This is a genomic window from Ruegeria sp. CDSB113 (genome assembly GCF_059611045.1).
Genome location: NZ_JBXWOU010000004.1, coordinates 327,863 through 352,337, shown reverse-complemented (window position 1 = coordinate 352,337; position 24,475 = coordinate 327,863). Strand labels below are relative to the sequence as shown.

The 24,475-nt window shown below is 56.9% G+C and carries 22 protein-coding genes; 14 read left to right on the top strand and 8 right to left on the bottom strand.

The genetic code is table 11. The features are described from left to right. Positions 1 to 74: 74 nt before the first annotated feature. Positions 75 to 2,330 (top strand): NADP-dependent malic enzyme, encoded by a 2,256-nt coding sequence (locus tag AC2FIS_RS10630; protein ID WP_472722505.1) that lies wholly within the window; start codon positions 75 to 77, stop codon positions 2,328 to 2,330. Between the two features lie 3 nt (positions 2,331 to 2,333). Then, positions 2,334 to 3,206: a ribokinase gene (locus AC2FIS_RS10625; RefSeq protein ID WP_496773290.1), complete on the top strand. Its 873-nt coding sequence runs from the start codon at positions 2,334 to 2,336 to the stop codon at positions 3,204 to 3,206. Here the strand turns inward: AC2FIS_RS10625 and msrA are convergent. The 3 genes from msrA to AC2FIS_RS10610 form a co-directional block, all read right to left on the bottom strand. Further along, positions 3,203 to 3,874: a peptide-methionine (S)-S-oxide reductase MsrA gene (gene msrA, locus AC2FIS_RS10620; protein WP_496773289.1), complete on the bottom strand. Its 672-nt coding sequence runs from the start codon at positions 3,872 to 3,874 to the stop codon at positions 3,203 to 3,205. The genes AC2FIS_RS10625 and msrA overlap by 4 nt on opposite strands. Positions 3,875 to 3,972: 98 nt before the next feature. Then, a complete protein-coding gene (locus tag AC2FIS_RS10615) occupies positions 3,973 to 4,254 on the bottom strand; it encodes an SCP2 sterol-binding domain-containing protein (RefSeq protein ID WP_282153633.1) in 282 nt (93 codons plus the stop codon). A 148-nt stretch (positions 4,255 to 4,402) separates the two neighbouring features. Next, complete coding sequence (locus tag AC2FIS_RS10610; RefSeq protein ID WP_472722508.1) at positions 4,403 to 5,629, bottom strand: argininosuccinate synthase; 1,227 nt, start codon at positions 5,627 to 5,629, stop codon at positions 4,403 to 4,405. Positions 5,630 to 5,768: 139 nt separating this feature from the next. On the opposite strand from AC2FIS_RS10610, the gene AC2FIS_RS10605 reads away from it, so the two are divergent. The 3 genes from AC2FIS_RS10605 (at position 5,769) to AC2FIS_RS10595 (ending at position 8,816) form a co-directional block, all read left to right on the top strand. After that, the gene (locus AC2FIS_RS10605; protein ID WP_496773288.1) at positions 5,769 to 6,536 is read left to right on the top strand and encodes a hypothetical protein; all 768 of its coding nucleotides are present in this window, start codon (positions 5,769 to 5,771) and stop codon (positions 6,534 to 6,536) included. A 56-nt stretch (positions 6,537 to 6,592) separates the two neighbouring features. Further along, positions 6,593 to 7,819 (top strand): threonine ammonia-lyase IlvA, encoded by a 1,227-nt coding sequence (gene ilvA, locus AC2FIS_RS10600; RefSeq protein ID WP_496773286.1) that lies wholly within the window; start codon positions 6,593 to 6,595, stop codon positions 7,817 to 7,819. Positions 7,820 to 7,934: 115 nt separating this feature from the next. Next, on the top strand, positions 7,935 to 8,816 hold the full coding sequence (locus AC2FIS_RS10595; protein ID WP_496773284.1) for a hypothetical protein: 882 nt from the start codon (positions 7,935 to 7,937) through the stop codon (positions 8,814 to 8,816). 31 nt (positions 8,817 to 8,847) lie between these two features. Here AC2FIS_RS10595 and AC2FIS_RS10590 read toward each other — a convergent pair whose 3' ends face one another. Further along, the gene (locus AC2FIS_RS10590; protein WP_496773283.1) at positions 8,848 to 9,171 is read right to left on the bottom strand and encodes an Hpt domain-containing protein; all 324 of its coding nucleotides are present in this window, start codon (positions 9,169 to 9,171) and stop codon (positions 8,848 to 8,850) included. A 151-nt stretch (positions 9,172 to 9,322) separates the two neighbouring features. Between AC2FIS_RS10590 and AC2FIS_RS10585 the strand changes: the two genes are divergently transcribed. After that, positions 9,323 to 10,594: a PP2C family protein-serine/threonine phosphatase gene (locus tag AC2FIS_RS10585; RefSeq protein ID WP_496773282.1), complete on the top strand. Its 1,272-nt coding sequence runs from the start codon at positions 9,323 to 9,325 to the stop codon at positions 10,592 to 10,594. Here AC2FIS_RS10585 and AC2FIS_RS10580 read toward each other — a convergent pair. Continuing rightward, entirely contained in the window at positions 10,591 to 11,034 is a 444-nt protein-coding gene (locus AC2FIS_RS10580) for an NUDIX hydrolase (protein WP_496773280.1), read from the bottom strand. The two genes, AC2FIS_RS10585 and AC2FIS_RS10580, sit on opposite strands and share 4 nt — an antisense overlap. A gap of 76 nt (positions 11,035 to 11,110) precedes the next feature. Between AC2FIS_RS10580 and hslO the strand changes: the two genes are divergently transcribed. From hslO to AC2FIS_RS10540, 8 genes are all read left to right on the top strand, one after another. Further along, complete coding sequence (gene hslO / locus AC2FIS_RS10575) at positions 11,111 to 12,088, top strand: Hsp33 family molecular chaperone HslO (protein ID WP_496773279.1); 978 nt, start codon at positions 11,111 to 11,113, stop codon at positions 12,086 to 12,088. Next, complete coding sequence (locus AC2FIS_RS10570) at positions 12,072 to 12,677, top strand: CoA pyrophosphatase (protein WP_496773277.1); 606 nt, start codon at positions 12,072 to 12,074, stop codon at positions 12,675 to 12,677. The genes hslO and AC2FIS_RS10570 overlap by 17 nt, the downstream gene beginning before the upstream one ends. After that, positions 12,674 to 13,828, top strand: coding sequence for a CCA tRNA nucleotidyltransferase (locus AC2FIS_RS10565; protein WP_496773276.1), 1,155 nt, complete (start codon positions 12,674 to 12,676; stop codon positions 13,826 to 13,828). The genes AC2FIS_RS10570 and AC2FIS_RS10565 overlap by 4 nt, the downstream gene beginning before the upstream one ends. Positions 13,829 to 14,018: 190 nt before the next feature. Then, complete coding sequence (locus AC2FIS_RS10560) at positions 14,019 to 15,857, top strand: ABC transporter ATP-binding protein (RefSeq protein WP_496773275.1); 1,839 nt, start codon at positions 14,019 to 14,021, stop codon at positions 15,855 to 15,857. Further along, on the top strand, positions 15,854 to 17,686 hold the full coding sequence (locus AC2FIS_RS10555) for an ABC transporter ATP-binding protein (RefSeq protein ID WP_496773274.1): 1,833 nt from the start codon (positions 15,854 to 15,856) through the stop codon (positions 17,684 to 17,686). Before AC2FIS_RS10560 ends, AC2FIS_RS10555 begins: the two co-directional genes overlap by 4 nt. A gap of 39 nt (positions 17,687 to 17,725) precedes the next feature. Beyond that, entirely contained in the window at positions 17,726 to 18,949 is a 1,224-nt protein-coding gene (locus AC2FIS_RS10550; protein WP_496773273.1) for a class I SAM-dependent RNA methyltransferase, read from the top strand. 21 nt (positions 18,950 to 18,970) lie between these two features. Then, the gene (locus AC2FIS_RS10545; RefSeq protein ID WP_496755493.1) at positions 18,971 to 19,756 is read left to right on the top strand and encodes an ion transporter; all 786 of its coding nucleotides are present in this window, start codon (positions 18,971 to 18,973) and stop codon (positions 19,754 to 19,756) included. Positions 19,757 to 19,813: 57 nt separating this feature from the next. Beyond that, positions 19,814 to 20,332, top strand: a complete 519-nt coding sequence (locus tag AC2FIS_RS10540) for a L,D-transpeptidase family protein (protein WP_496773272.1) — start codon at positions 19,814 to 19,816, stop codon at positions 20,330 to 20,332. Here the strand turns inward: AC2FIS_RS10540 and AC2FIS_RS10535 are convergent. From AC2FIS_RS10535 to AC2FIS_RS10525, 3 genes are read right to left on the bottom strand one after another with little or no spacing between them, the layout of a single operon-like run. Beyond that, on the bottom strand, positions 20,316 to 21,761 hold the full coding sequence (locus tag AC2FIS_RS10535) for a nodulation protein NodH (protein ID WP_496773271.1): 1,446 nt from the start codon (positions 21,759 to 21,761) through the stop codon (positions 20,316 to 20,318). The genes AC2FIS_RS10540 and AC2FIS_RS10535 overlap by 17 nt on opposite strands. 6 nt (positions 21,762 to 21,767) lie before the next feature. Further along, positions 21,768 to 23,468 carry a DUF5927 domain-containing protein gene (locus AC2FIS_RS10530; RefSeq protein ID WP_496773270.1) on the bottom strand — a complete coding sequence of 567 codons (1,701 nt, stop codon included), beginning with the start codon at positions 23,466 to 23,468 and terminating at the stop codon, positions 21,768 to 21,770. Beyond that, a complete protein-coding gene (locus AC2FIS_RS10525) occupies positions 23,465 to 24,451 on the bottom strand; it encodes a glycosyltransferase family 2 protein (RefSeq protein ID WP_496773269.1) in 987 nt (328 codons plus the stop codon). The genes AC2FIS_RS10530 and AC2FIS_RS10525 overlap by 4 nt, the downstream gene beginning before the upstream one ends. Positions 24,452 to 24,475 lie beyond the last annotated feature (24 nt).

The following is a 24,475-nucleotide window of genomic DNA, read 5'->3' as shown; positions in this document are numbered from 1 at the left end:
TATTCTCGTTGAGGCGCGCGCCTGCCTGCGCTATGAGGCAAAAGTCCCGCAGATGTAAAGAAACGACCCATCACATGCCCAAAGCGAAGATCACCAAAGAAGAGGCGCTGGCCTTTCACCTCGACCCGACACCCGGCAAGTGGGAGGTTCAGGCCACCGTTCCCATGACGACGCAGCGCGATCTGTCGCTGGCTTATAGCCCCGGTGTCGCTGTTCCATGTGAAGCTATCGCCGAAAACCCAGAGACTGCTTACGACTACACCAACAAGGGCAATCTGGTTGCGGTGATCTCGAACGGCACGGCGGTTCTGGGCCTTGGAAATCTGGGTGCGCTGGGTTCGAAACCGGTGATGGAGGGCAAATCAGTCCTGTTCAAACGGTTCGCTGATGTGAACTCGATCGATATCGAGCTGGATACCGAAGACCCGGACGAATTCTGCCGCGCTGTGCGTCTGATGGGACCGACCTTTGGCGGTATCAACCTGGAAGACATCAAGGCGCCCGAGTGTTTCATCATCGAACAGCGCCTGAAGGAAGAGATGGACATCCCCGTCTTCCACGACGACCAACACGGCACGGCGGTGATCTGTGCGGCGGGTCTGCTGAACGCGCTGCGTATCTCGGGCAAAAAGATCGAAGACGTGAAAATCGTGCTGAACGGAGCGGGTGCGGCGGGTATCGCCTGTATCGAGCTGCTCAAGTCGATGGGCGCAAAACACGAAAACTGCATCGTCTGCGACACCAAGGGCGTGATCTACCAAGGCCGAACCGAGGGCATGAACCAGTGGAAATCCGCCCACGCGATCACCACCGAGTTGCGCACTTTGGAAGAGGCGATGAAGGGCGCGGACGTGTTCCTTGGCGTGTCGGTCAAAGGCGCGGTGACGCAGGATATGGTTGCCAGCATGGCGGACAATCCCGTTATTTTTGCCATGGCGAACCCAGATCCTGAGATCACGCCGGAAGAGGCGCATGAGGTTCGCGTTGATGCCATCGTCGCCACCGGGCGCAGCGATTATCCGAACCAGGTGAACAACGTTCTGGGTTTCCCTTACCTGTTCCGCGGCGCGCTGGACATTCACGCCCGCGCTATCAATGACGAGATGAAGATCGCCTGTGCCCATGCACTGGCCAATCTGGCGCGCGAGGATGTGCCGGATGAGGTCGCCATGGCCTATGGCAAATCTCTGACTTTTGGCCGGGATTACATTATCCCGACGCCGTTCGACCCACGCCTGATTCACCGTATTCCGCCCGCCGTGGCAAGGGCCGGGATGGACACTGGGGCAGCCCGCCGCCCGATCATCGACATGGACGCCTATGAGCTGAGCCTGAAATCCCGCATGGACCCGACCGCCAGCATCCTGCGCGGCCTGAACGCCCGCGCACGTCAGGCGCAAAGCCGGATGATCTTTGCCGAAGGCGACGATCCACGCGTTTTGCGCGCGGCGGTGATGTATCAGCGATCGGGCTTTGGCAAGGCGCTGGTTGTTGGTCGTCCAGACGATGTGAAGGAAAAGCTGGAAGCCGCCGGTCTGGAGGACGCGGTGCGCGAGCTGGAGGTGATTAACGCCTCCACAACCACGCATCTCGAAGCCTATAAGGATTTCCTTTACAAGCGTCTGCAGCGCAGTGGTTTTGATCGCAAGGATATCCATCGTCTGGCCGCGCGGGATCGCCATGTGTTCTCTTGCTTGATGTTGGCGCATGGTCACGCCGACGGCATGGTCACCGGTGCAACGCGGAAATCGGCACATGTGCTGGAACGCATCAATCATGTGTTTGACGCTGATGCCGAACATGGGGCCGTTGGTGTGACGGCGCTGTTGCACAAGGGTAAAATCGTTCTGATTGGTGACACGCTGGTCCATGAATGGCCGGATGAGCATGATCTGGCCAATATCGCCGAACGTTCGGCCTCGGTCGCGCGGCATTTGGGGCTAGACCCACGCGTTGCCTTTGTCAGCTTTTCCACCTTCGGCTATCCGGTATCTGAGCGGGCTGAGAAAATGCACGTAGCGCCCGAGATTCTGGATAAGCGCGGCGTCGATTTCGAATATGATGGCGAGATGACCGTGGATGTGGCGCTGAACGTGGAACAGCAAGAGGCTTATCCCTTCTCGCGTCTGACGGGCCCGGCGAATATCCTGATTGTTCCAGCACGGCATTCGGCCTCGATCTCGACCAAACTGATGCAAGAGATGGGTGGCGCGAACGTCATTGGCCCGATCCTGACTGGTGTCGATAAGCCGATTCAGATCTGTTCAACTGGCTCGACAGCAAATGACATTCTGAACATGGCCATTCTGGCCTCTTGCGATATTGGATAAACCGTGACGATCTGGAACCTAGGCTCGATCAATGCGGACATGGTCTATGCCCTGCCGCATCTGCCCACTGCCGGTGAAACCTTGGCCGCTTCGAATTTGGAGCGGTTTCTGGGTGGCAAAGGGGCCAACATGTCCGTTGCAGCGGCGCGTGCCGGATCGCGTGTGGCGCATATCGGTGGCATTGGGCCGGACGGGCGCTGGGCCCTGGATCGCATGACCGAATATGGCGTCGACACCCGGTTCATTGCCGAGGTCGACGTGCCTACAGGTCACGCGATCATTGCGGTGGATGAGCAGGGTGAGAACCAGATCATTCTGTATCCCGGCGCGAACCACGCCATCGAACAGGATCAGTTGGGTCAGGCCTTGTCACAGGCTGTTCCCGGTGATCTGCTGGTCATGCAGAACGAGACCAACGCCCAGGTCGAGGCTGCCCGCATGGGCCGAGATCTGGGACTGACCGTCTGCTATGCCGCCGCGCCGTTTCAGGCTGATGCCGTGCAGGCGGTGCTGCCCTATCTGGACTTCCTGATCCTGAATGAGGTCGAAGCAGAACAGCTGCGCGAAAGTACGGGTCAATCCGTCGCTGAATTGCCTGTTAAGCATGTACTGGTCACGTTGGGGTCTAAAGGCGCGCGCTACCTACCCAAGGATGGTGAGGCACTTGAGATTTCGGCACACAAAGTGAAAGCCGTGGACACGACCGGCGCGGGGGATACCTTTACCGGATACGTTCTGGCCGGAATGGACCGCGGGTTGCCGATGCCGCAGGCGATTGCACAAGCAAATCGTGCCGCGGCCCTGATGGTCACGCGGCACGGTACGGCGGATGTTATTCCCGACCTCAAAGAGGTGCTGGAGGCCCGGTTCGGTTAGGACCCGGCGAAAGGTGCATTGCTACCCCAGAGCTGTTTGACGCGCGCATCCCGACCGCAGGCTTTGCGGTAGGCTTTGTATGCGTTTTTCTGGCGTTTCGGACCAAAGCGGGTGAGCACCAGCTTGTCGCCCTTGTAGTAATCCTGATGGTAAGCCTCGGCCGGGTAAAAGGCGCCCGCATTCAAGATGGGCGTGACTACGGTTTGACCCAGCGCTTTCTGCGCATTGGCTTTGGCTTTCTGCGCCAACGTCTTTTCGCCTGTGTTAGAGACAAAAACAGCAGTGCGATAGCTGTTGCCGCGATCACAGAACTGGCCGCCTGCATCGGTCGGATCAACGGAACGGAAGAACATGCTCAGAAGCGTTTCACGGGAAACCCGCGCAGAGTCGAAGGTGATCTGAACAGCTTCGTAATGGCCGGTGCCACCTTTCGTCACTTGGTCATAAGTCGGATTGGCTGTCTTGCCGCCGGTAAAGCCGGAGACGGCACCAATCACGCCAGGAACAGATTCAAAATCGGATTCAACGCACCAGAAACACCCTCCGGCGACGGTCAGGGTTTCGGTGCCGGCAGCTGGTGCGGGCAGGGCGCGCAACATCGCGGCCAGTGTGATCAGGACAAACAGAAGCGACGGTTTAACGAAACAGAGGTATGCGGTCCGGGTCATGGCAGATCTCCTTCTGAGATCAGGCTGCCCCGACTTTTCTGCCGTTGCAATCCGCTGACATGGTTTGTCACGCGCTGGTGAGACGAGTTTATCGGAGCTTAGCCCAGCAGCTGCCCCAGCTTCATCGCCACACCCATATTGCCTGAGATCTTGAGCTTGCCCAATGCTACGCCGGTCATTGGGTTCAGCTTGCCGGTCAGCAGTTTGGTCAGGTTTTCCTGTGAAATTCGTATTGTGCAGTCTGCATCCTGATCTTGCGTCGTCGCCTGATTGTCGATCAGCACGATCACCCCGTCATCACCGCAATCGAACTTGAGAGAGCCTTCAAACGTCTTGTCTTTCAAACCATTTTGAATCCCGTCGGCGATGTCCTGAAGCATAGTCTACCCTTTCCCTGTTGACCCTTGCGTAAAGAAAAACGGGCAAAACAGGCAAGGGTGACGCCACTGGAACTGCCTGGCCAGTGGAGACAAAGAAAAACCCGGCGCCCTCTTGGACACCGGGTTCGTCATCCAACAATGGCGTGACTTACTTGGACAGACGCTTTTCGCGCGCGGCCAGCAATTTCAGACGCAGGGCGTTCAACTGGATAAATCCGGCTGCGTCTTTCTGATCATATGCCCCGGCATCGTCTTCAAAGGTCACGTGTTCCTCTGAATACAGCGAGTGATCCGACCAGCGGCCAACGGTCGAGGCCAGACCTTTGTACAGTTTGACGCGGACGGTACCGGTGACGTGTTCCTGCGACTTGTCGATCGCGGCTTGCAGCATTTCGCGTTCGGGTGAGTACCAGAAGCCGTTATAGATTGCTTCCGCATATTGCGGCATCAACTGGTCTTTCAGGTGCATCGCGCCACGGTCCATGGTGATCGACTCGATACCACGGTGTGCTTCCAGTAGGACGGTGCCGCCAGGCGTTTCATAGATGCCGCGCGATTTCATTCCCACAAAGCGACCCTCGACCAGATCGAGACGGCCTATGCCGTGCTTGCCGCCGTATTCGTTCAGCTTGGTCAGGATGGTGGCAGGGCTCATCGCTTCGCCATTGATGCTGACCGCGTCGCCTTTTTCAAAACCAATCTCGATGAATTCAGGCTCGTTCGGCGCATCCTCGGGGTGGACCGTGCGCTGATATACATAGTCGGGCGCCATATCGGCGGGGTCTTCCAGAACCTTACCCTCGGACGAGGTATGCAGCAGGTTGGCATCGACCGAAAAGGGTGCCTCGCCGCGTTTGTCCTTGGCGATCGGGATCTGGTTTGCTTCGGCGAATTCCAGCAGCTTAGTGCGGCTGGTCAGGTCCCATTCGCGCCAGGGCGCGATCACCTTGATGTCGGGGTTCAGCGCGTAAGCCGCCAGTTCGAACCGCACCTGATCATTGCCCTTGCCGGTTGCGCCGTGGGCAACCGCGTCGGCGCCGGTGGCTTCGGCAATCTCAACCAAACGTTTCGAAATCAGCGGGCGCGCGATCGAGGTGCCCAGCAGATACAGGCCCTCATACTGCGCATTGGCGCGGAACATGGGGAAGACAAAATCGCGAACGAATTCCTCGCGGACATCCTCAATAAAGATATTCTCGGGCTTGATTCCCAGCATCTCGGCCTTTTGGCGCGCTGGCTCAAGTTCCTCACCCTGACCCAGATCGGCGGTGAAGGTTACGACCTCACAACCATACTCGGTCTGCAGCCATTTCAGGATGATCGAGGTATCAAGGCCACCGGAATAGGCCAGAACAACTTTCTTGGGCGCGGACATCTGACTTCCCCTTATTCGTAAGACGATTGGCCCCTAGCGGGTTTTGGACGCGGGGGCAAGTTGTGAGGATTGACGCAGGGCAGGAATTGAGGTGAAACGGGCGGATAGAGAACAAGGATTGGTTGAAAGGGCGGTATACGTGCTGGGATTAGAGATTTTGGTGCATTCGGTGAAGATGGTTTTAAGGAACCTCAAACAAGCGCTGCAGATTTCAGTTGTGCCTGCGCTTATCGGCGGGCTTCTGGTCATCGGATTGTTTTTTCTGTTCGGCATCCCTTTTGAAGAATTCGACAGTGAAACGACCGGCTTCCCCGAAGGAGTAACAGCAGCTTCCTTCACGGGTTTTACGTTGTGTTTAATGGTGGTTGTCTTGGGTGTCATGCTCTGGATTGTCGTGTCGTGGCACCGATTTGTCCTGCTTGAGGAATACCCGACCGGGCTGGTTCCACCCTTCCGGTTCGACCGGGTTCTCGCCTATTTCGGGCGTCTTCTTATGCTTGGCCTCATAGCCTTTGTGATTATGTTACCAGCGATGCTGATCATGGGATTGATGGCGCAAGCCTCAGCGGTGTTGGGGATTTTGGTCTGGTTGGCATTGATTATCTTTTTCACCATCGGGTTTTATCGGGCCTCGCCTATTTTACCCGGCGCAGCCATAGGAAAACCGATAAAGCTGTCGGAGGCCTGGCAGGCAACCTCGGGTGCCAACGGTGCAATTGTGCTTCTGGTCATTTTATCCATTCTCCTCCAATTGCTGCTTCAACTGTTGGCGTCATTGTTGTTCTTTGTCCCGGTTATCGGTGTCTTGATCGTGTTGTTTGCAAGTATGCTGGTTATCCCATTGATCAATGTCAGCATCCTGACCACGATCTATGGCGTCTATATCGAGAAACGCGAGCTCTTGTGAGCCGTACACATATGTATTCCTTGCCCTTTCAGCAGTGATGGGGCAGGGAAACCGGCATGACCGATTTCATGACCCGCGCCCGCGCCGCCGAACAGGTGATGCGTTCTGTTTTTCCGGCAACGCCGTTGCAACGGAATGCCCACCTGTCCGACCGCTATGGCGCCGATATCTGGCTTAAGCGTGAGGATCTCAGCCCGGTGCGGTCTTACAAGATCCGCGGCGCGTTCAATGCCATGCGCAAGCAACAAGGGCAGGATCTGTTCGTCTGCGCCAGTGCGGGCAATCATGCGCAGGGTGTTGCTTATATGTGCAAACATCTGAACGTACGCGGTGTCATTTTCATGCCTGTGACCACGCCGCAGCAGAAAATCCAGAAGACCCGGATTTTCGGCGGCGACAATATCGAGATCCACCTGACCGGAGACTATTTCGACGACACGCTGGCCGCCGCGCAAGACTGGTGCGCCCAGCAAGGTGGATACTTTCTGTCGCCCTTTGATGATGAAGACGTGATCGAAGGGCAGGCTTCCTTAGCGGTTGAGATTGAGGAGCAGCTTGGAAAGGTTCCCGATCATGTCATCTTGCCAGTGGGTGGTGGTGGCATGTCGTCTGGTGTGGCCACATGGTTCGCGGATCGCACCCATTGTTTGTTCGTGGAACCGGCGGGTGGGGCCTGTCTGCGTGCTGCATTGGCGGCGGGCCATCCGGTGGCTCTGGATCACGTGGATACATTTGTCGACGGTGCGGCCGTGGGCCGGATCGGTGAAAAACCGTTTGAGCTGTTGAAATCCCGCCACTTGTCCGACGTTTTGGTTCTGTCAGAAGACCGCATCTGTACCACCATGATAGAAATGCTGAACGTCGAGGGCATCGTTCTGGAACCAGCGGGGGCCCTGGCGGTTGAGGCCGTGGGCGACGTGCAAAGCTTCATTGGCGGCAAGACCGTGGTGTGCGTCACCTCGGGCGGCAATTTCGATTTCGAACGCTTGCCCGAGGTCAAGGAGCGGGCGCAGCGGTATTCGGGCGTCAAAAAGTACTTCATCCTCCGCCTGCCACAACGTCCAGGCGCGTTGAAGGAATTTCTGGGCATTCTAGGTCCTGAGGACGATATTGCCCGCTTTGAGTATATGAAAAAATCGGCCCGCAATTTCGGATCTGTCCTGATCGGTATCGAAACGCGAAAGCCTGAGAATTTTGTGCGCCTGTTCGCACATCTTGATGATGCGGGCTTTACCTATACCGACATCACCGAAGACGAAACGCTGGCACAGTTTGTGATCTGAACACGGGGTTTCACGGCCTCAAGGCCACAGAAGTGATTGCGCGGATTTTGGTGATCTTGTCGGTCGGTCGGAATTGACCTACCCAGTTCTAGACTTTTGAGACCGGGAAGCAAAAATGAAGCCGCTTGCTGCAGTAACTATGGTTTGGCACGACTACTGGTACCTTGAGAAATGGGTCGGGTACTATGCGTCCCAGCTTGGCCGGGAGAATGTTTACATCCTGTCGCATGGCGCCGACCCTGAGATCGACCGGATTGGCCAGGGTTGCAACGTTGTCGCCATTCTTCGGGATGGCCTGCATCAGTCGTTTGACTATGCCCGTTGGCGGATGCTGTCGGACTTTTCCGCTATGCTGACCCAATTCTATGAGCGGGTCATTGTCTCGGATTGTGACGAGTTGCTGATGACCGTTGATGGCAGCCCATTGGTCGAATACCCATTTGAATTTCAGAAAAATGCCGCTGGTGCCGTGGGGTTCAACCTGGTCGCGACCCGGGATGATGAAGTTCAGGGTGCGCTGATTTCAGACAGCAAGTATTGCGTGTTTGAAATTCCCCACTCCAAACCCTGTCTGGTACAGCGCAAGGTTTCTTTTGGGACCGGAGGGCACGGGGTTATGCATGACAATTTTGAGTTGCTGCCGGGCCTATTTAATCTTCATTTCCATTTTGCGAACTGGCGGGAAATGCAACGTCGGGAACAGGAAAGATCTCCGCTGGTCGATGAAACTATGGCGGATGGTGTAAAGATCAGAAAGTCCCCTGGTCAATCTGTCGGCATCGTCGGCTGGCGCAGACGTTCGCGCCGCTTCAAACGCATGAGTCGAGAGCTGTCCAACATACCAGAATTGCCGATGCAGGACTGTGTGGAGCTTTGTCGGCAAGAGGCGTCGCAGACGCTGAAAAAGATGGGCGACGGATATTTCACGCAGGACAGAGGAATGGAGTTCGACCTTAAGAAATTCCGCTTTCCCGACGGGTTTGCCGTGAAAATCTAGCGCCCGAAGGTCCCGAAAATGGTTCTGGCCTCTAAAGACTGCCCAGCCCTGCCTTGAATTCGATGGCAGAGCCCTCGAATACATTGAGGATATTGGCAAAATCGACTGCCTGGCTGTCCCCCTGTGCCGATTGCCGTTCCCCGTCCTGACACAGTTTGGCCAAAGCCTCGAACCCAAGGCTCAGGGCGCTGCCTTTCACAAAATGCAGGTTTTGTTCAAACTCTGTGCGGGTGGTGTCGTTCCGAAGCCGGGTAAGGGCTTCGTTCACCTCATCAAGGAAGATCTGCACCACCTCATCAAACTCGTTGGCGCCAACCTCGTCCCTTAGTTGCCGGACCCTGGACCAGTTGATCATGCCATCCTCGCTTTATCTGCCAGGGAATTTGGTACCGCAGAACCAGTAAAGAGCAGGTTAAGCGGAATGAATTTCGGCTTTCACCCATTGTTAAATTGCGGCGCGATAGGGTCCTCCCATTCTGATAAGCGCCGCTGGGCAGAGGGTTAAGGTGACAAGGGTCAGTCAGGCAGACAGTGGATCAGATCTGGATTTTGGTGTGATCCAAAAGGTGCTTGTCGTCGATGACAGCCGCCTGCAGCGCCGTATTCTGGTCGCCTCGCTCAAAAAATGGGGCTTCGACGTGCTTGAGGCCGATAGCGGCGACGTTGCGATTGAAATGTGCGCGGCGGACCCGCCGGATCTTGTTCTCAGCGATTGGGTTATGCCGGGGATGAGCGGGCTGGATTTCTGCAAGGCGTTCCGCGCCTTGGACAACAAGCAATACAGCTATTTCATCCTGCTGACCTCCAAAAGCGAAAAGCAAGAAGTGGCGCGCGGTCTGGATGCCGGTGCGGACGATTTTCTGATCAAACCGCTTGAGGCGGATGAACTGCGGGCGCGTATATCAGCCGGTGCGCGTATTCTGGATATGCAGCGCGAATTGTCCAAGAAAAATCAGATGATCGAAACCGCGCTTGAGGAGCTCCGCGTCGCCCATGACGCGATCGACAAGGACCTGATCCAGGCACGCAAGATACAGGAATCGCTGGTGCCCGAGCTGACGCGCGATTTCGGTAAGTCCCGGGTCAGCATGCTGCTGAAGCCATGTGGTCATATTGGGGGCGATCTGGTGGGGATGTTCTCTCCGGGTGTGAACAGGCTGGGGTTTTACAGTATTGATGTGTCCGGGCATGGCATTACGTCTGCGATGATGACGGCGCGTTTGGGGGGTTATCTGTCCAGCAATCATTTTGATCAGAACGTGGCGATGGCGCGGCGTTTCGACAAGTTTTATGCCCTGCTGCCGCCTGAAGAAGTTGCCGAAACCCTGAACTCGCGACTGATGGCGGACACGGGGATCGAGGAATATTTCACGATGGTCTATGCTATTGTAGACCTGCGCAACGGGCATGTGAAAATGGTGCAGGCCGGGCATCCGCATCCGCTGTTGTTATGTCAGGACGGCAGAACAGAATTTCTGGGCGAGGGTGGGTTACCTATCGGATTGCTACCGGACGCCGCTTTTCAGCGGACCGAGTTCTACATGCAACCTGGCGACCGGCTACTGCTGTATTCCGATGGGTTCACAGAATGCAGTCTCGCCGACGGTGGCCTGCTGGACGAGGATGGCTTGCGACAGATGGCGCTGGATTGCGGGCCGGATCGGAACGGAACGGAGTTCCTTGACGATATGTTCTGGCGGCTGACACAGGCGATGGCACCTGGCCGAGGTATGGATGATGATGTTTCGGCTGTTTTCTTTGAATACAACGGTCACTAAAGCCGCTGTTCATGCAGCGTGGCAAAGTGGCGATCTCCGTCATTGCCCAGCAATTGGACCGCATCGGCGGTGTCCATCCATATGGCTTCATGGAACGGCTCAGACGGTGGACCCATGCGCTGGATGGGACGCGCGCGATAGATATGGCACAGCTTTTCGGCCCACAAATCGTATTCGGGCATATAAGTGAACCGACGAAAAGCGCCGATGCGGCGGGGCGACGCGATCAACCAGCCGGTTTCCTCGAAGACTTCGCGGTGCAGGGCAGTGATGGGTGATTCGCCCGGATCAATTCCGCCGCCGGGCAATTGCAGATCGGGCCCGGGTTCTGTCTGACAGGTCAGCAAAAGGCTTCGGCCACGGGGCAGCAACGCATAAACACCCACCCGGCGTGTATATGTTCGCCCGGCCTGAGGGGTTTCACCAAACCGTCTGATCATGTATGGCCCCTTAAAACCCGAATAGTTCGACCTATATGCTGGCGGTATGCCAACCTGTGGCGTGTAAGGAAACCCCATGTCTCTTGGAACAAAAATCGCGTGGGACGACACCGTCCTGCCTTTTCAACTTGATGTATCGGATATGCGCGGCCGCGTGGCCCGTCTGGATGGTGTGCTTGATGGCATCCTGAGCCAGCATGACTATCCCGAAAAGGTCGAGGCTCTGGTGGCCGAAATGGCCCTGCTGACCGCATTGATCGGCCAGACTGTTGCACTGCGGTGGAAGCTGTCCCTGCAGGTTCAGTCTAAAGGTCCGGTGCGCATGATTGCGACCGACTATTATGCGCCTCAGCAAGAGGGTGAATCAGCTCGCATTCGCGCCTATGCCAGCTTTGACCGCGATCGCCTGACAGATGGCGCGCCGTTCGACCAGGTGGGCGAGGGGTATTTTGCCATCATGATCGACCAGGGTGAGGGGACCCAACCTTATCAGGGGATCACTCCTTTGGCCGGTGGGTCGCTGAGTGCCTGTGCCGAGGCCTATTTTGCCCAATCAGAACAGTTGCCGACCCGGTTTTCGCTGAGCTTTGGCAAATCAACAGAGCCGGGTGTTGATGAGCATTGGCGCGCTGGTGGTGTCATGCTGCAGCACATGCCCAAGGCTTCGCCCTTCGTTGCATCCAGCGAAGGCGACGGGAACATCCTGACAGCGGATGACCTTGTCGATGGTGAAGAAGGTGAAAATTGGGGCCGCGTCAACATCCTGCTGGATACGGTCGACGATTTGGAACTGATCGGCCCGTCGATTGCACCTACGGATCTGTTGGTTCGGCTGTTTCACGAGGAACAGCCGCGGGTATACGATGCGCAGTCAGTGCAATTCGGCTGTACCTGTTCAGAAGACCGTGTTCGCCAGAGTCTGTCGATCTATTCGGCCAAGGACATCGAAAAGATGACCACGCCCGAAGGCGACGTGACGGCTGATTGTCAGTTCTGTGGTGCACATTATGTGCTGGATCCTGCCACGGTCGGATTTGATGCTGACAACGCCTGATCCAACAGATCAGCTGCGGGCGGCCTTGCGCCGCCCCGGCAACGGGTCCAGCGATTTCGACCTGAACCCCGATTTTGCCCTGCCTGAGGGTCGCAAACTGCGCCCTGCCGGTGTTTTGGTTCCGATTTCAGTAGCAGATGGCGCCCCGCGCTTGATTTTGACCAAGCGATCCTCGGCGCTTAAGCATCATCCGGGGCAGATAGCGTTTCCAGGCGGCAAGCAGGATAGCGGCGATGCGGACGTAACCGCCACCGCACTGCGTGAGGCGCGCGAAGAGATCGGACTGCCGCAGGAAATGTCGGAAATTCTTGGCCACTTACCGACACATGAAACGGTGACCTCCTTCACGGTCACACCTGTGGTGGCGATCCTGCGGAAACCCTTCCAGCCGGTACCGGAACCGGGCGAAGTGGCAGAGGTGTTTTCGGTTCCGCTTGCACATGTGCTCAACCCCGCGAATTATATCGTTGAATCGCGCCGCTGGCGGGGGCAAAGGCGGTATTACTTCACGGTACCTTTCGGCCCTTATTACATCTGGGGCGCAACAGCCCGAATTCTGCGGGGATTGGCAGCACGGATCAACGAATGACGCAAATCAAAGAAGACTGGGTGTCGGAACCTGCAACGCAACGGGTCTGTGCTGCCGTGACCGATGCCGGGTACCAAGCCTTGTTTGTGGGTGGGTGTGTGCGCAACGCGTTGTTGGGCGCTCCGGTATCGGATATTGACATCGCCACAGATGCGCGGCCCGACAAAGTGGTCGAGCTGGCACAACAAGCTGGGCTCAAGGCCATACCCACCGGGATCGATCACGGCACAATCACCGTGGTTAGCCAGGGCATCCCGCATGAGATCACCACCTTTCGCCGTGACGTGGAAACGGATGGCCGCCGCGCCGTCGTCGCCTTTTCGGACAAGGTCGAAGAGGATGCCGCGCGTCGCGATTTCACGATGAACGCGATCTATGCACGGCCCGATGGCGCCGTTCTGGACCCTCTGAACGGTTTGCCAGACTTGCAAGCGCGCCGCGTCCGGTTCATCGGCACCGCCGCCAATCGTATTCGCGAGGATTACTTGCGTTCGCTGCGCTATTTCCGGTTTCACGCATGGTATGGCGACGCCGAGGTGGGGTTCGATCCCGACGCTTTGGCCGCCATTGCGTCCAACCTGGACGGTCTGGCCGGCTTGTCTCGCGAACGCGTGGGTGCTGAGCTTTTAAAGCTTCTGGGCGCACCAGACCCCGCGCCGTCCGTCGCCGCAATGCGCAGCGCCGGAGTACTGGTGCAACTGTTGCCGGGTGCTGATGATCGTGCATTGGCCCCGTTGATTGCATTGGAACAGCAGGCTGGCGCTGATCCGGAACCGGTGCGGCGACTGGCGGCGATCGCGCCGCCCGAAGTCGCAAAATCTCTGCGCCTGAGCCGCGCGCAATTGCAGCGCCTGACCCGAATGCGGGATGAGGCGTCCAGCCCGGCCAGCTTTGCCGAATTGGGATTTCGGTACGGTGAGACAGACGGGCTTCATGAAGCACTATTGCGGTGTGCCTTTCTGGAACAGCCTTGGTTAGACTCGATAAAGCACGATCTCCACGTTGGTGCGGGCGCGACCTTCCCGATCAGGGCAACCGATCTGATCCCCGAGTTCACCGGTCCTGCGCTGGGCCAGAAACTGGCCGATCTTGAGGCGAAGTGGATCGCCTCGGGGTTCACACTGGGCCGCGAAGAATTGCTGGGTGGATAAAGGAAGTCTCAAAAGGGGATGACAAGTAAAAGAGTTTATGATTATTTGCCCCTGTCACATGAATGGAGGGATGCGAATGTATTACGGGATCTGGGACAGCTAAGGCTGGAACACTTTGACCCGTAGGGGTGGTGTTCTGACGCCATCTTTCTTCGCATGACTTACTTTTTGCTCAACCGGAGCACTCTCCATGTTTCGCTATTTCGAAAACCTCGTTGACCCTTTTATTGCCTACAAGGAAACCGACACGCCGCCGACGCGGTTGTGGCCATTCATGCTGGATTACTCGCAACCGTTTATGTGGGTGTTCTTCTGGGCTGGTTTGATCTCTGTCGTTGTTGCGGCAGTTGAAGTTGGTCTGATTTACTACATGGGCCGAGTGGTTGACCTGCTGTCGGGCCCTCCGGCCGAGGTCTGGCAGAACCACGGCACCGAATTTATCCTGGTCGCGGCGTTTGTGCTGCTGCTGCGCCCGATGCTGCATGTCGTGGATGTGCTGTTGTTAAACAACACGATCCTGCCGAACTTTGGCACCTTGATCCGCTGGCGTGCCCACAAACACGTTCTGCGCCAATCCGTTGGGTGGTTCGAAAATGACTTTGCCGGTCGGATTGCCAACCGGATCATGCAAACGCCGCCTGCCGCAGGCGAGGCTGTGTTTCAGGTGTTTGACGCCATCTCATTTTCAATAGCCTATCTGATTGGCGCGGCGATCCTGTTGATGGCGGCGGATCCACGGTTGCTGTTGCCGCTTCTGATCTGGTTCGCGCTTTACGCCATTCTGGTGCGCTGGACGGTGAAAAGGGTCGGCCCGGCTTCGCAGGCTGCGTCCGATGCGCGCTCGGCTGTGACGGGTCGGGTGGTGGACAGCTATACCAACATCCATTCGGTCAAGATGTTCGCCCATAACGAACAAGAGTTGGACTATGCCCGCGAAGCCATTGAAGAAACGCGTCGTACCTTTCAGGTCGAAATGCGGATTTTCACCATAATGGATGCGGTACTGGTCGCTCTGAACGGTTTGCTGATCGTCGGCGTGGTTGGTTGGGCCATTTCCCTGTGGATGCAAGGGAGTGCATCTGTGGGTGTCGTTGCGGCGGCGACTGCTTTGACCCTGCGACTGAACGCGATGACTGGATGGATCATGTGGGCGCTGACCAGCTTCTTTCGTCAGCTTGGTGTCGTGGCCGAAGGCATGCAGACCATTGCCCAGCCCGTTGACCTGTTGGATGTTCCGAATGCCAAGTCCTTGCAGCTGAGCAAGGGCCAGATCGACATCCGTGATCTGTCACACCATTACGGTCGCAAGACCGGGGGGCTGGATCACATCAATCTGACCCTCCACCCAGGCGAAAAGATCGGCCTGATCGGGCGGTCGGGTGCGGGAAAATCGACCCTAGTTAAGCTGCTTTTGCGGTTTTACGACGTTGAACAGGGCGCGATCCTGATTGACGATCAAGATATCGCCAGGGTCACGCAGGACAGTTTGCGCAGCCATATCGGTATGGTTCAGCAGGACAGCGCCCTGTTGCATCGGTCGGTGCGTGACAACATCCTCTATGGTCGCCCCGATGCCGCCGAAGAACAGATGATCGCCGCCGCCAAACAGGCCGAGGCGCATGAGTTCATCCTTGATCTGCAAGACCCAGAAGGGCGCACGGGGTATGATGCGCATGTGGGCGAGCGAGGTGTTAAGCTCAGCGGCGGTCAGCGGCAGCGCGTGACGCTGGCGCGGGTGATCCTGAAGGACGCACCCATTTTGCTGTTGGACGAGGCGACATCCGCTCTAGATTCCGAGGTCGAAGCGTCAATTCAGGAAACTCTCTACGGTATGATGCAAGGAAAAACTGTGATCGCCATCGCCCACCGGCTGAGCACCATCGCGCAGATGGACCGTATTCTGGTCATGGATGGTGGTCGGATCGTTGAACAGGGCGGGCATTCAGAACTGCTGGCGCAAGGTGGGCTTTACGCCCAGTTCTGGGCACGGCAATCTGGGGGCTTCCTGAACCCGGAGGCCGCTGAATGAGGATTGCCGACCTCATAAACCCGTTCAAGAACATCGAAACGCCCCCGCCGCAAACGCTGGGGGCGTTCATTCGCTGGTGCTTGTCTGGCGCATGGCCAATGATATTCGTTGCGGCGTTTTTCTCGGCTACGGCGGGTGCGATGGAGGCGGGCACTGCGTGGATGCTGGGCCTGGTCATTGACGCAGCAACCACAAGCGGGCCTGGGAACTTTCTGACCGCCAACAACGTCTGGATGATCCTTTGGGTCGTTTCTTTTTTCATGCTACTGCGGCCAGCCCTGTTCGGGCTTTCGTCGCTGACCAACAACTATATCGTCATGCCCAACATCACGCCGTTGGTTCTGGCTAAGCTGAACCGGTGGACGCTGGGCCAGTCGGTCACATATTTCGACGACGATTTTGCCGGACGGATCGCGCAAAAGCAGATGCAAACATCCAACGCGATGGCGTCGGTCGTGTCCGAGACGATCAGTGCGATCGTGTTTGCCTTGGCCTCGCTGGCGGGTTCATTGCTTTTGTTAGGGTCTATTCATCCGCTGGTTATGTTGCCATTTGCGGCTTGGCTGGTCGTGTATTTCCTGCTTGTCCGTTGGTATCTGCCGCGCATCCGTAAACGCTCAGCGGCGCGGGCAGGCGCTCGCGCGATGGTGTCCGGGCAAGTTGTCGACACGATCACCAATATCAAGACCGTTAAACTGTTCGCTCATTCGGAATTCGAAGATCATGCCGCGCGGAATTCCATGGTTGATCTACGTGAAAAGATGTTGGCGTTCGGAAGTCTGTCGGCCAGTTTCCGCTTTATCTTGATGCTGTTGGCCGGGGTTCTGCCGGTTTTGCTGATAGGTGCAACGCTGTGGCTGTGGCAAGCGGGGTCTGCAACAGCCGGTGACATTGTGGCCGCAGGTGCCATTTCCATCCGCATTGCCCAGATGACCGGCTGGGTCAGTTTCACTCTCATGGGTCTTTACGCCAATGTTGGCGAGATCGAGAACGGCATGAATACGCTGGCCAAGCGTGAACGGGTTGAGGATCAAACGGGCGCGGCGGAGCTGGCCGTGCCCGAAGGTCAGATCACCTTTGATCATGTCAGCTTTGCCTACGGTCGGGATGTTGGCGGTGTATCAGGCCTGAACATGACCGTGCACCCCGGTGAGAAACTGGGCATTGTCGGCGCTTCGGGGGCAGGGAAATCAACCTTGGTTTCGCTGCTGTTGCGCCTGTACGACGGTGAAAAGGGCACGATCCTGATAGATGGTCAGGACGTATCCGGAGTAACGCAGGACAGCTTGCGCCGTCAGATCGGCATGGTCACGCAGGAAACCGCGATGTTCAATCGGTCGGCGCGGGAGAATATTCTTTACGGCCGCCCAGACGCCTCGGAAGAGGAAATGATCGAGGCGGCCAAAAAGGCCGAGGCGCATGAATTCATCCTCAGTCTTCAGGATGCCCACGGCCGCACCGGCTATGACGCACATCTGGGCGAGCGCGGAGTGAAGCTTAGCGGTGGTCAGCGTCAGCGGATTGCTCTGGCGCGCGCCATATTGAAGGATGCGCCTATTTTGGTGCTGGATGAGGCAACCTCGGCACTGGATTCCGAGGTTGAGGCATCGATCCAGACGGCTTTGCATCGGGTGATGCAAGGCAAGACGGTTCTGGCTATTGCGCACCGTCTGTCCACACTCAGCGAGATGGACCGGATTATTGTCCTGGACCAGGGACGTATCGTTGAAACCGGCACCCATGACGCCTTGTTGGATCAGGGCGGGCTATATGCGCGGTTCTGGCATCGCCAGTCGGGTGGGTTCATTCAGGCCGAGGCTGCGGAATAAGGGTTTTGTTGCGGGCCAAGCCCCGGTATCAGGCACCTCATGACGCAAACCTACACCATTACCCGCCTTGGTCATCAAGGCGACGGCATCGCTGATGGCCCCATTTACGCTCCGCGCACCTTGCCGGGTGAGGTCGTCAGCGGAACGCTGTTGGATCAATTTCTGACAGATATTCGCGTCGAGACGCCCTCGGACCAGCGGGTCAAGGCACCGTGCCGTCACTACAAGTCCTGTGGTGGATGCCAGTTGCAGCACGCGGCAGATAGATTCGTTGCGGATTGGAAGGTCGAAGTGGTGCGCACCGCGCTGGCCGCGCAGGGGTTGGAGGCGACGATGCGCCCGATCCATACGTCACCAGAACGGTCCAGGCGTCGCGCGACGATCGCGGTTCGACGGACCAAAAAGGGCACTCTGGCCGGGTTTCATGGCCGCGCGTCAGACACGATCACCGAGATCCCGGATTGCCATTTGCTCGACCCAGCCCTGATCGCGGCCATTCCGGTGGCCGAAGCACTGGCGATTCTGGGTGGCAGCCGTAAAGGCGTGTTGGCGGTGACGCTAACCTTGTCCGAGGCCGGGCTTGATGTGGCGGTCAAAGGCGGCAAAGCGCCGGACGGCCCGCTTGAGTCGGCTTTGGCACAAGCGACCGAGAAACACGGTCTTGCCCGGCTCAGCTGGGACGGCGAAGTGATTGCCATGCGCCAGCCACCCGTTCAGTGTTTTGGTCAGGCAAATGTTGTACCGCCGCCCGGCGCGTTTCTGCAGGCGACAAAAGACGGAGAACAGGCTCTATTAAAGGCCGTTTCCGAAGCTGTGGGTGGTTCCAAACGCGTTGTGGATCTGTTTGCGGGTAGCGGCACATTCTCTTTGCCTCTGGCAGAGGGGGCAGAGGTTCACGCCGTCGAGGGCGAAGCTGCGATGACGCAAGCGCTGGATCAGGGGTGGCGCAGGGCGCGGGGTCTCAAGCGGGTAACGACTGAAGCGCGAGACCTGTTTCGGCGGCCACTGATGCCCGATGAGCTGAAATCCTTTGATGCAGCGGTGATCGACCCGCCACGCGCCGGGGCCGAGGCGCAAGTGGCCGAACTGGCGCAAGCCCTGCGCCCGGTGATTGCCTATGTGTCCTGCAACCCGGTGACCTTCGCCCGTGATGCGAAAATTCTTGTTAATGCGGGCTACACCCTTGAATGGGTACAGGTCGTTGACCAATTTCGATGGTCGTCACACACCGAACTTGCGGCACGGTTCACCCTGAACCCTTAAGACTTACAGGAGACCACCCGAATGGGGATCACCCAACGCCTGCTGACCCTTATCGAAGCACCAGCTTTCGGGAAGTTCATTACCGGTGTCATCATCTTCAACGCGGTGCTGCTGGGGATGGAGACGTCACCGACCCTAATGGAAGCTGCAGGTCCATTGATCGTGACGCTGGACAGCCTTTGCCTGACCATTTTCGTTGTTGAAATTGCGATTAAACTGCTGGCCACAGGGCGCAGGTTTTTCACCAACGGCTGGAATGTCTTTGATTTCGTGATTGTCGGCATCGCTCTGGTACCGGGTGGGTCCGGCCTATCGGTGCTGCGGGCTTTGCGGATTTTGCGGGTTCTGCGTGTCATCTCAGTCGCGCCACGCCTGCGCCGCGTGGTTGAAGGTTTCATTTCGGCCTTGCCTGGCATGGCCAGCGTGTTCCTTCTTATGGCGATCCTGTTTTACATTGGAGCGGTGATTTCAACCAAACTGTTCTCGCAGACCTTCCCGGACTGGTTCGGCGATCTGGGCCTGTCGGCCTATACGCTGTTCCAGATCATGACGCTGGAAAGCTGGTCCATGGGGATCGTGCGCCCGGTAATGGAGATCTATCCTTACGCCTGGCTGTTCTTTGTGCCGTTCATCATGGTGACCACTTTTGCGGTGGTAAACCTGCTGGTTGGTCTGATCGTGAATTCGATGCAAGACGCGCACCATGCCGAAGACGAAGTCAAAACCGATGCCTATCGTGACGAAGTGCTGGAGCGGCTTGAAAGCATCGAACGTCGCCTGACAGAGCAGCAAAACATCAAAAAGTGATTTCAGTTTTCACATTTTCTGGCATAATACAGAAAAAAAGAGCAGCAGGCAGTGAACATGGATCGTCGAGCATTTGGATTGGGTGCAATGGCAACGCTGAGCCTCTCAGCTTGTGCCTCGGCCAACCCCAGAATTCTAACTTACAACGGGCCCGAAGTGACCTCTCTGGTCATCAACAAGGGCTCGCGGAAACTATATCTTCTGCACAATGAAAAGATCCTGAAAGAATACAGGGTTGATCTTGGTTTTGCGCCAAATGGTACCAAAGCAAAGCGCGGCGATGGGCGTACGCCGGAAGGCAGCTACCTGATCGATCGGCGCAATCCCAATAGCCGCTATCATCTGTCGCTTGGGATTTCGTACCCGAATTCTGAGGATGTCGCAAAAGCGAAGGCCATGGGTGTCGATCCCGGCGGCGATATCTTTATCCACGGACAACCGAACCGTCGCAAAGAGCGTAAGCGCGCCAAAAAGACGTCGGATTGGACTGCGGGCTGCATCGCTGTCAAGAATGACGAGATCGAAGAGATCTATTCAATGGTAAACCGGGGAACGCTGATTACTCTGCGCCCCTAATCGGTTTCCAGGGCTCAAATCCGAACTGCATATAGTCACGCTGGTACGCCTGAGCAGCCAGCGTTTCCAGTTTGTCGTCATAAATCTCAGCCAGAGTGAACGGGGTATCCGGTTCACTGAGTTCGGGTAGGGGCGGTGTGCTATGCCCCATCCGGCGCGCTAGATCGGGCAGGGCGGTTGCGACTTCAGCCTCCCTCAGGATCAGGTCGGGCAATGCGAAGGGCGCCATCCCCTCAAGGGCCTGCGACTGACCGCACCATGCCGCATCCACGCGTATGGCGGTCTGTTGGGCAAGGTTCTGACGCAGGAATGTCAGGAACGCCGAAAACGCCTCGTAATGCTGCTCAACCGGGTAATTGCCATCGCGCAATTGTCCGGGAATTGGAATCTTTAGCCGGTTGCGCAGGACGTGTCGGATTTTCGGATATGCGTCGGAACCTGTGTTGAGGATATGTCTGCAAAAGGCCCGGTGCGCGCGCGCCATTGGGTGTTGCAGCACGGTGAACTTTCGATGCCCGGGATTGGATAGAAACCACTGACGCGTCTGCTTTCTGTTCTGATTGGTCAGCAATTGTTCGACATCAACATGGTCCAGCGCGGCCATCCACTTTGTAACCGGGCTTTCCATTCCCCCGCGGATCGGCATGTACATCAGTGGCGTCTTTGGTGCGGCAACGTAATTCGCCACCAATGGACGTCGGCGTGGTTCAAAATTCGGAGTGCTGTGCAGGTTGAAGCTGTCGATCTGTGACAACGCCTGCTCCATTTCGTCGGGGTTCGTCACCTTTGCCAGCGCCGGCTCGGGGTTTTGTGGTTTGAGTGTTTCGTCGATCGCCGACAGCCTGCCGGACACACCGAGCCAGGCGGCAAGACCATTCAGCAGGTGCAGCTGATTCAGGTCTTCATAGGCAATGTAAAATGGGGTCTGGCCGCTTTGCTGCAAACGCTGCGACAGCATCAGGTGGTATTCATGCTGCCGGTTCAGGTATTTCATGAACGCTTCGGCATCGAACTCAACCTGTGCTTCGCGACGACGCTTGATGTTTTTCAGCTGCCACTGCTTGGTTTCGCGCGCAATCTTCAATGAGATGAAACTGTCCAGCGGGTTTCGGGTCAGAATGATCTTGGCGCAACGCGGATCGCCCAAAGCTGGCTCTAACACACGTGGATCATGTCCCTGAAAAAGGCGAAACCCGTTCAGTTCCCCTGGTGCCTGCCGGATCGCCTCAAGCAATGTGGAAGGGTCACGATCCCTCTCTTCCATCGAGATGCCCAGCAGGGTGTCGGATTTCAGACGCCCGATGAAATGGGGATTGAACGCCTCGCCATAGCTGGTGACCCCTTCGATGGCGTTCAGGTTCGCCTCTAGCAGGTTGGAACCGGTCCGCATTGCTGCAAGGATGATAAAATAGTCAAATTGGGGTGTCATTTATCTTTACTGCACCAGATAGGGTTTTCGATATGGCCGGACCCGGTCGGCAAAGCTGTCGTCCGGTGGGAAGTCGCCCATCAGATAAGGGTGCATGCCCTGGTTCTTCAGGTTTTGTAGGAACTGGCCAAACCCGGACAGATCCACCATTTTCGGTGCTTCGGTCAGGTGGCTGGTTTGCGTGGTTCCGGTATCCTCGACCGCGGTCTGCAAAGGCTCGACCGGAGATTCTACGAATTCTGCCAGTGTCCACCTGCGAACCCGCGCCTTGGTCCAGACAGAAGACAGGATTTCCAGTTGCTTGGTTTCGATCTGCTGCAGCCGCGCGGCCTCGGCGCGGATATCGGCAAAGTTCAGGTTTGATCGAAACAGCGGGATTGCCCAGGCCCCGGTAATGACGGAAATCAGCGCATTCTTGTCCCGAGCCAAGAGCCAGTTGATCTCTTGCGTGTCAGCGGGGCCGAACTGAAAACACTGTTTTTCGCCACGCGTGTTCCAGATCAGGTTCGACAGGAAAGCCGTTGGGTTGTAGTCCCGCAGCTTTGCGCAATCGCTGAGGCCGCCGTTGACGATGGTTTCTCCGTCGGCGAATTCAGCGCGCTTCGGGTCAAACAGATGCCCGTGGACACGCGCGCCGGTGATTTTGCTCAACCAGGGTTCAAAATCTTCGAACACTTCGGAAAAGCCCTGAAAAACCGAATACGGAGAGGACGTCAGCCCGTTTTCGTTGCCGTGCCGTGGAAACCGGCTTTGCATGTACAACCCGTCACGCCCACGTGTGCGCCGTTCGACCGCTTTGGAAAACACCCGGTCAATTTTGCTTGGGTTGGGCTCTGTGGGTTTCATGGCGCCGGCCTGATCGGTCAGAAAGGCCTGATACAGGCGATCCGCGTTGGGCCATGCTTTACGGGCAACAAAACAGTCGGACCTGCGCAGTAGCTGCAAGTGGTCGTCATAGAAAATATGTGGACGACCTTGATAGTCGAACTTGGATAGGGTCAGAGACCGGCTTTCGATGTGGGTAGAATACAGGCGCGCCAGCGTCTGGAAATAGCTTTCGTCGGGGATCCAGACGCGCCGGAAATACCGATCATAAGTCTCGCGCTTTGGATCCTGCAATATGGCCGACAGGGTTTGGCGGGTCAGACACCACCACTGGCTACCCATATGCGGCACAAGCCCTTCGGGTATGTGGCGTCGAATGCGCAACGCGCGTTGCAGTTTCACATAGGCGTCAAACAGTTTGCGGTTCTTGCGCCACGAGAACGGAAATCTCAGGGTAAAGCGTTCCTGATCCAAGCCTCCGATGGTCCAGCTCACATCAGAGGTAGTGGCGCTTTCGATGAAATCCACGCGCGGCCTGTCCGAGAGGTAATTGACCAGTTCATCCACTGGCCGCAAAGGAAGACAGGACCCCGAAGTCAGGAAAACATGGCGCACATCGGGAAATGTCTCAAGCATCAGTGCGGCGGCTGACTGCGAGGCGGCAACGATGCCCCACCCACCCCAGTTGCAGACATGACGGTCAGAAAACCGGATAAGCGGGTCATTCGCACAGGCGGCAACGAATTCCGCATAGACCTTGTTTGGCACCTTGCGGTCCACATGGATCACCACCGGGCACCCCGAAGACGTCCAGTGGCGGGCCACTTGCCCGGCACGGTTCAGCGCGGTGTGAACCAGCATAATGATGCCCAGATTGCTCATGCCCAGTTTCCTTTTGACATGAGGCCTAAAATCTCAAGTTGTCGCCAGTTGATATAAGCTTCGGACTTGTCGCACCAGAACTCGGGCATGTCCGCCAAATGTTCGGCATAGGCGCGATATTCGTCAGAGCTGCGGTAATGCTGGCCGCGCTCCATCTCTTCCTGGGCCTTCTCGCCCAATGTGCTGATAAGTTTGGCGTGCAACAACGCACCGCTTGTTTTTTCACCACCCCATTCATCAAATACCTGGTTCAATCCGCGCGGCAACAACGCATGGGTCGAGCTGACATAGACATAGCGCTTGTCCCATTTCACCAAAGGAATCTTGTTTAGCGCAGGCGCTTTTTTCGGCGTGTCCTTAAAGAACACACGCGCGCGAGGTCCGCCTTGAATCCAGAGATTTCCGTAGGTCGGGTTCTTTGTAATCGAATAATTTCCTGCATCAAACCATTTGGCGATTTCGAACGGGTTTTGCCCCTCGGAATAGATGGCGTCTTCGACCGGCCCTTCGGGATACATGTCGATCAGCATTGCGCTGAAACTGCGCACGGCGCAGCCGTCCAGCCAGTCAGTCAGGGCGCGGATCGGCCGGGTATCGCAGAATGGATAGATGAAGAATTCGTCCGGGTCGACGGTCAGAACCCAGTGGCGGTGCGCATATTTGCGCAACAGATAGTTTGTCCAGTCCACCCCAAACGACGCACGCCTATAGCTTGCATCAGCGCGCCAGACCGACACATCGGGTTGACCCGCCAGATATTCCAGTGACCCGTCATTGCTGGCGTTATCAACGAACAGAAAATGGTTGATGCCCAGCTGCCGGTAGTAGGTCAGAAAATATGGCAGGCGAATTTTCTCATTCCGTATGACGCTGACTAGCAGGACGTCTTTCCGTGTTATCGAATTTGTATTTACGGAAACGGGAACAAGGTCGCGCCGCTTTCGAAGGCAACGCAATATACGGCGCTTGCGCCGCAATCTCATTCGGTATGAATCCAATAGGCCCAC

Coding starts and splice junctions, on each gene's coding strand:
- AC2FIS_RS10560 (WP_496773275.1), top strand. CDS start 14,019: ATGTTTCGCTATTTCGAAAACCTCGTTGACCCTTTTATTGCCTACAAG.
- AC2FIS_RS10615 (WP_282153633.1), bottom strand. CDS start 4,254: ATGCTTCAGGACATCGCCGACGGGATTCAAAATGGTTTGAAAGACAAG.
- AC2FIS_RS10530 (WP_496773270.1), bottom strand. CDS start 23,468: ATGAGCAATCTGGGCATCATTATGCTGGTTCACACCGCGCTGAACCGT.
- AC2FIS_RS10550 (WP_496773273.1), top strand. CDS start 17,726: ATGACGCAAACCTACACCATTACCCGCCTTGGTCATCAAGGCGACGGC.
- AC2FIS_RS10610 (WP_472722508.1), bottom strand. CDS start 5,629: ATGTCCGCGCCCAAGAAAGTTGTTCTGGCCTATTCCGGTGGCCTTGAT.
- AC2FIS_RS10570 (WP_496773277.1), top strand. CDS start 12,072: ATGCTGACAACGCCTGATCCAACAGATCAGCTGCGGGCGGCCTTGCGC.
- AC2FIS_RS10630 (WP_472722505.1), top strand. CDS start 75: ATGCCCAAAGCGAAGATCACCAAAGAAGAGGCGCTGGCCTTTCACCTC.
- AC2FIS_RS10590 (WP_496773283.1), bottom strand. CDS start 9,171: ATGATCAACTGGTCCAGGGTCCGGCAACTAAGGGACGAGGTTGGCGCC.
- AC2FIS_RS10555 (WP_496773274.1), top strand. CDS start 15,854: ATGAGGATTGCCGACCTCATAAACCCGTTCAAGAACATCGAAACGCCC.
- AC2FIS_RS10540 (WP_496773272.1), top strand. CDS start 19,814: ATGGATCGTCGAGCATTTGGATTGGGTGCAATGGCAACGCTGAGCCTC.
- AC2FIS_RS10595 (WP_496773284.1), top strand. CDS start 7,935: ATGAAGCCGCTTGCTGCAGTAACTATGGTTTGGCACGACTACTGGTAC.
- AC2FIS_RS10565 (WP_496773276.1), top strand. CDS start 12,674: ATGACGCAAATCAAAGAAGACTGGGTGTCGGAACCTGCAACGCAACGG.
- ilvA (WP_496773286.1), top strand. CDS start 6,593: ATGACCGATTTCATGACCCGCGCCCGCGCCGCCGAACAGGTGATGCGT.
- AC2FIS_RS10545 (WP_496755493.1), top strand. CDS start 18,971: ATGGGGATCACCCAACGCCTGCTGACCCTTATCGAAGCACCAGCTTTC.
- AC2FIS_RS10525 (WP_496773269.1), bottom strand. CDS start 24,451: ATGAGATTGCGGCGCAAGCGCCGTATATTGCGTTGCCTTCGAAAGCGG.
- AC2FIS_RS10535 (WP_496773271.1), bottom strand. CDS start 21,761: ATGACACCCCAATTTGACTATTTTATCATCCTTGCAGCAATGCGGACC.
- hslO (WP_496773279.1), top strand. CDS start 11,111: ATGTCTCTTGGAACAAAAATCGCGTGGGACGACACCGTCCTGCCTTTT.
- AC2FIS_RS10580 (WP_496773280.1), bottom strand. CDS start 11,034: ATGATCAGACGGTTTGGTGAAACCCCTCAGGCCGGGCGAACATATACA.
- msrA (WP_496773289.1), bottom strand. CDS start 3,874: ATGACCCGGACCGCATACCTCTGTTTCGTTAAACCGTCGCTTCTGTTT.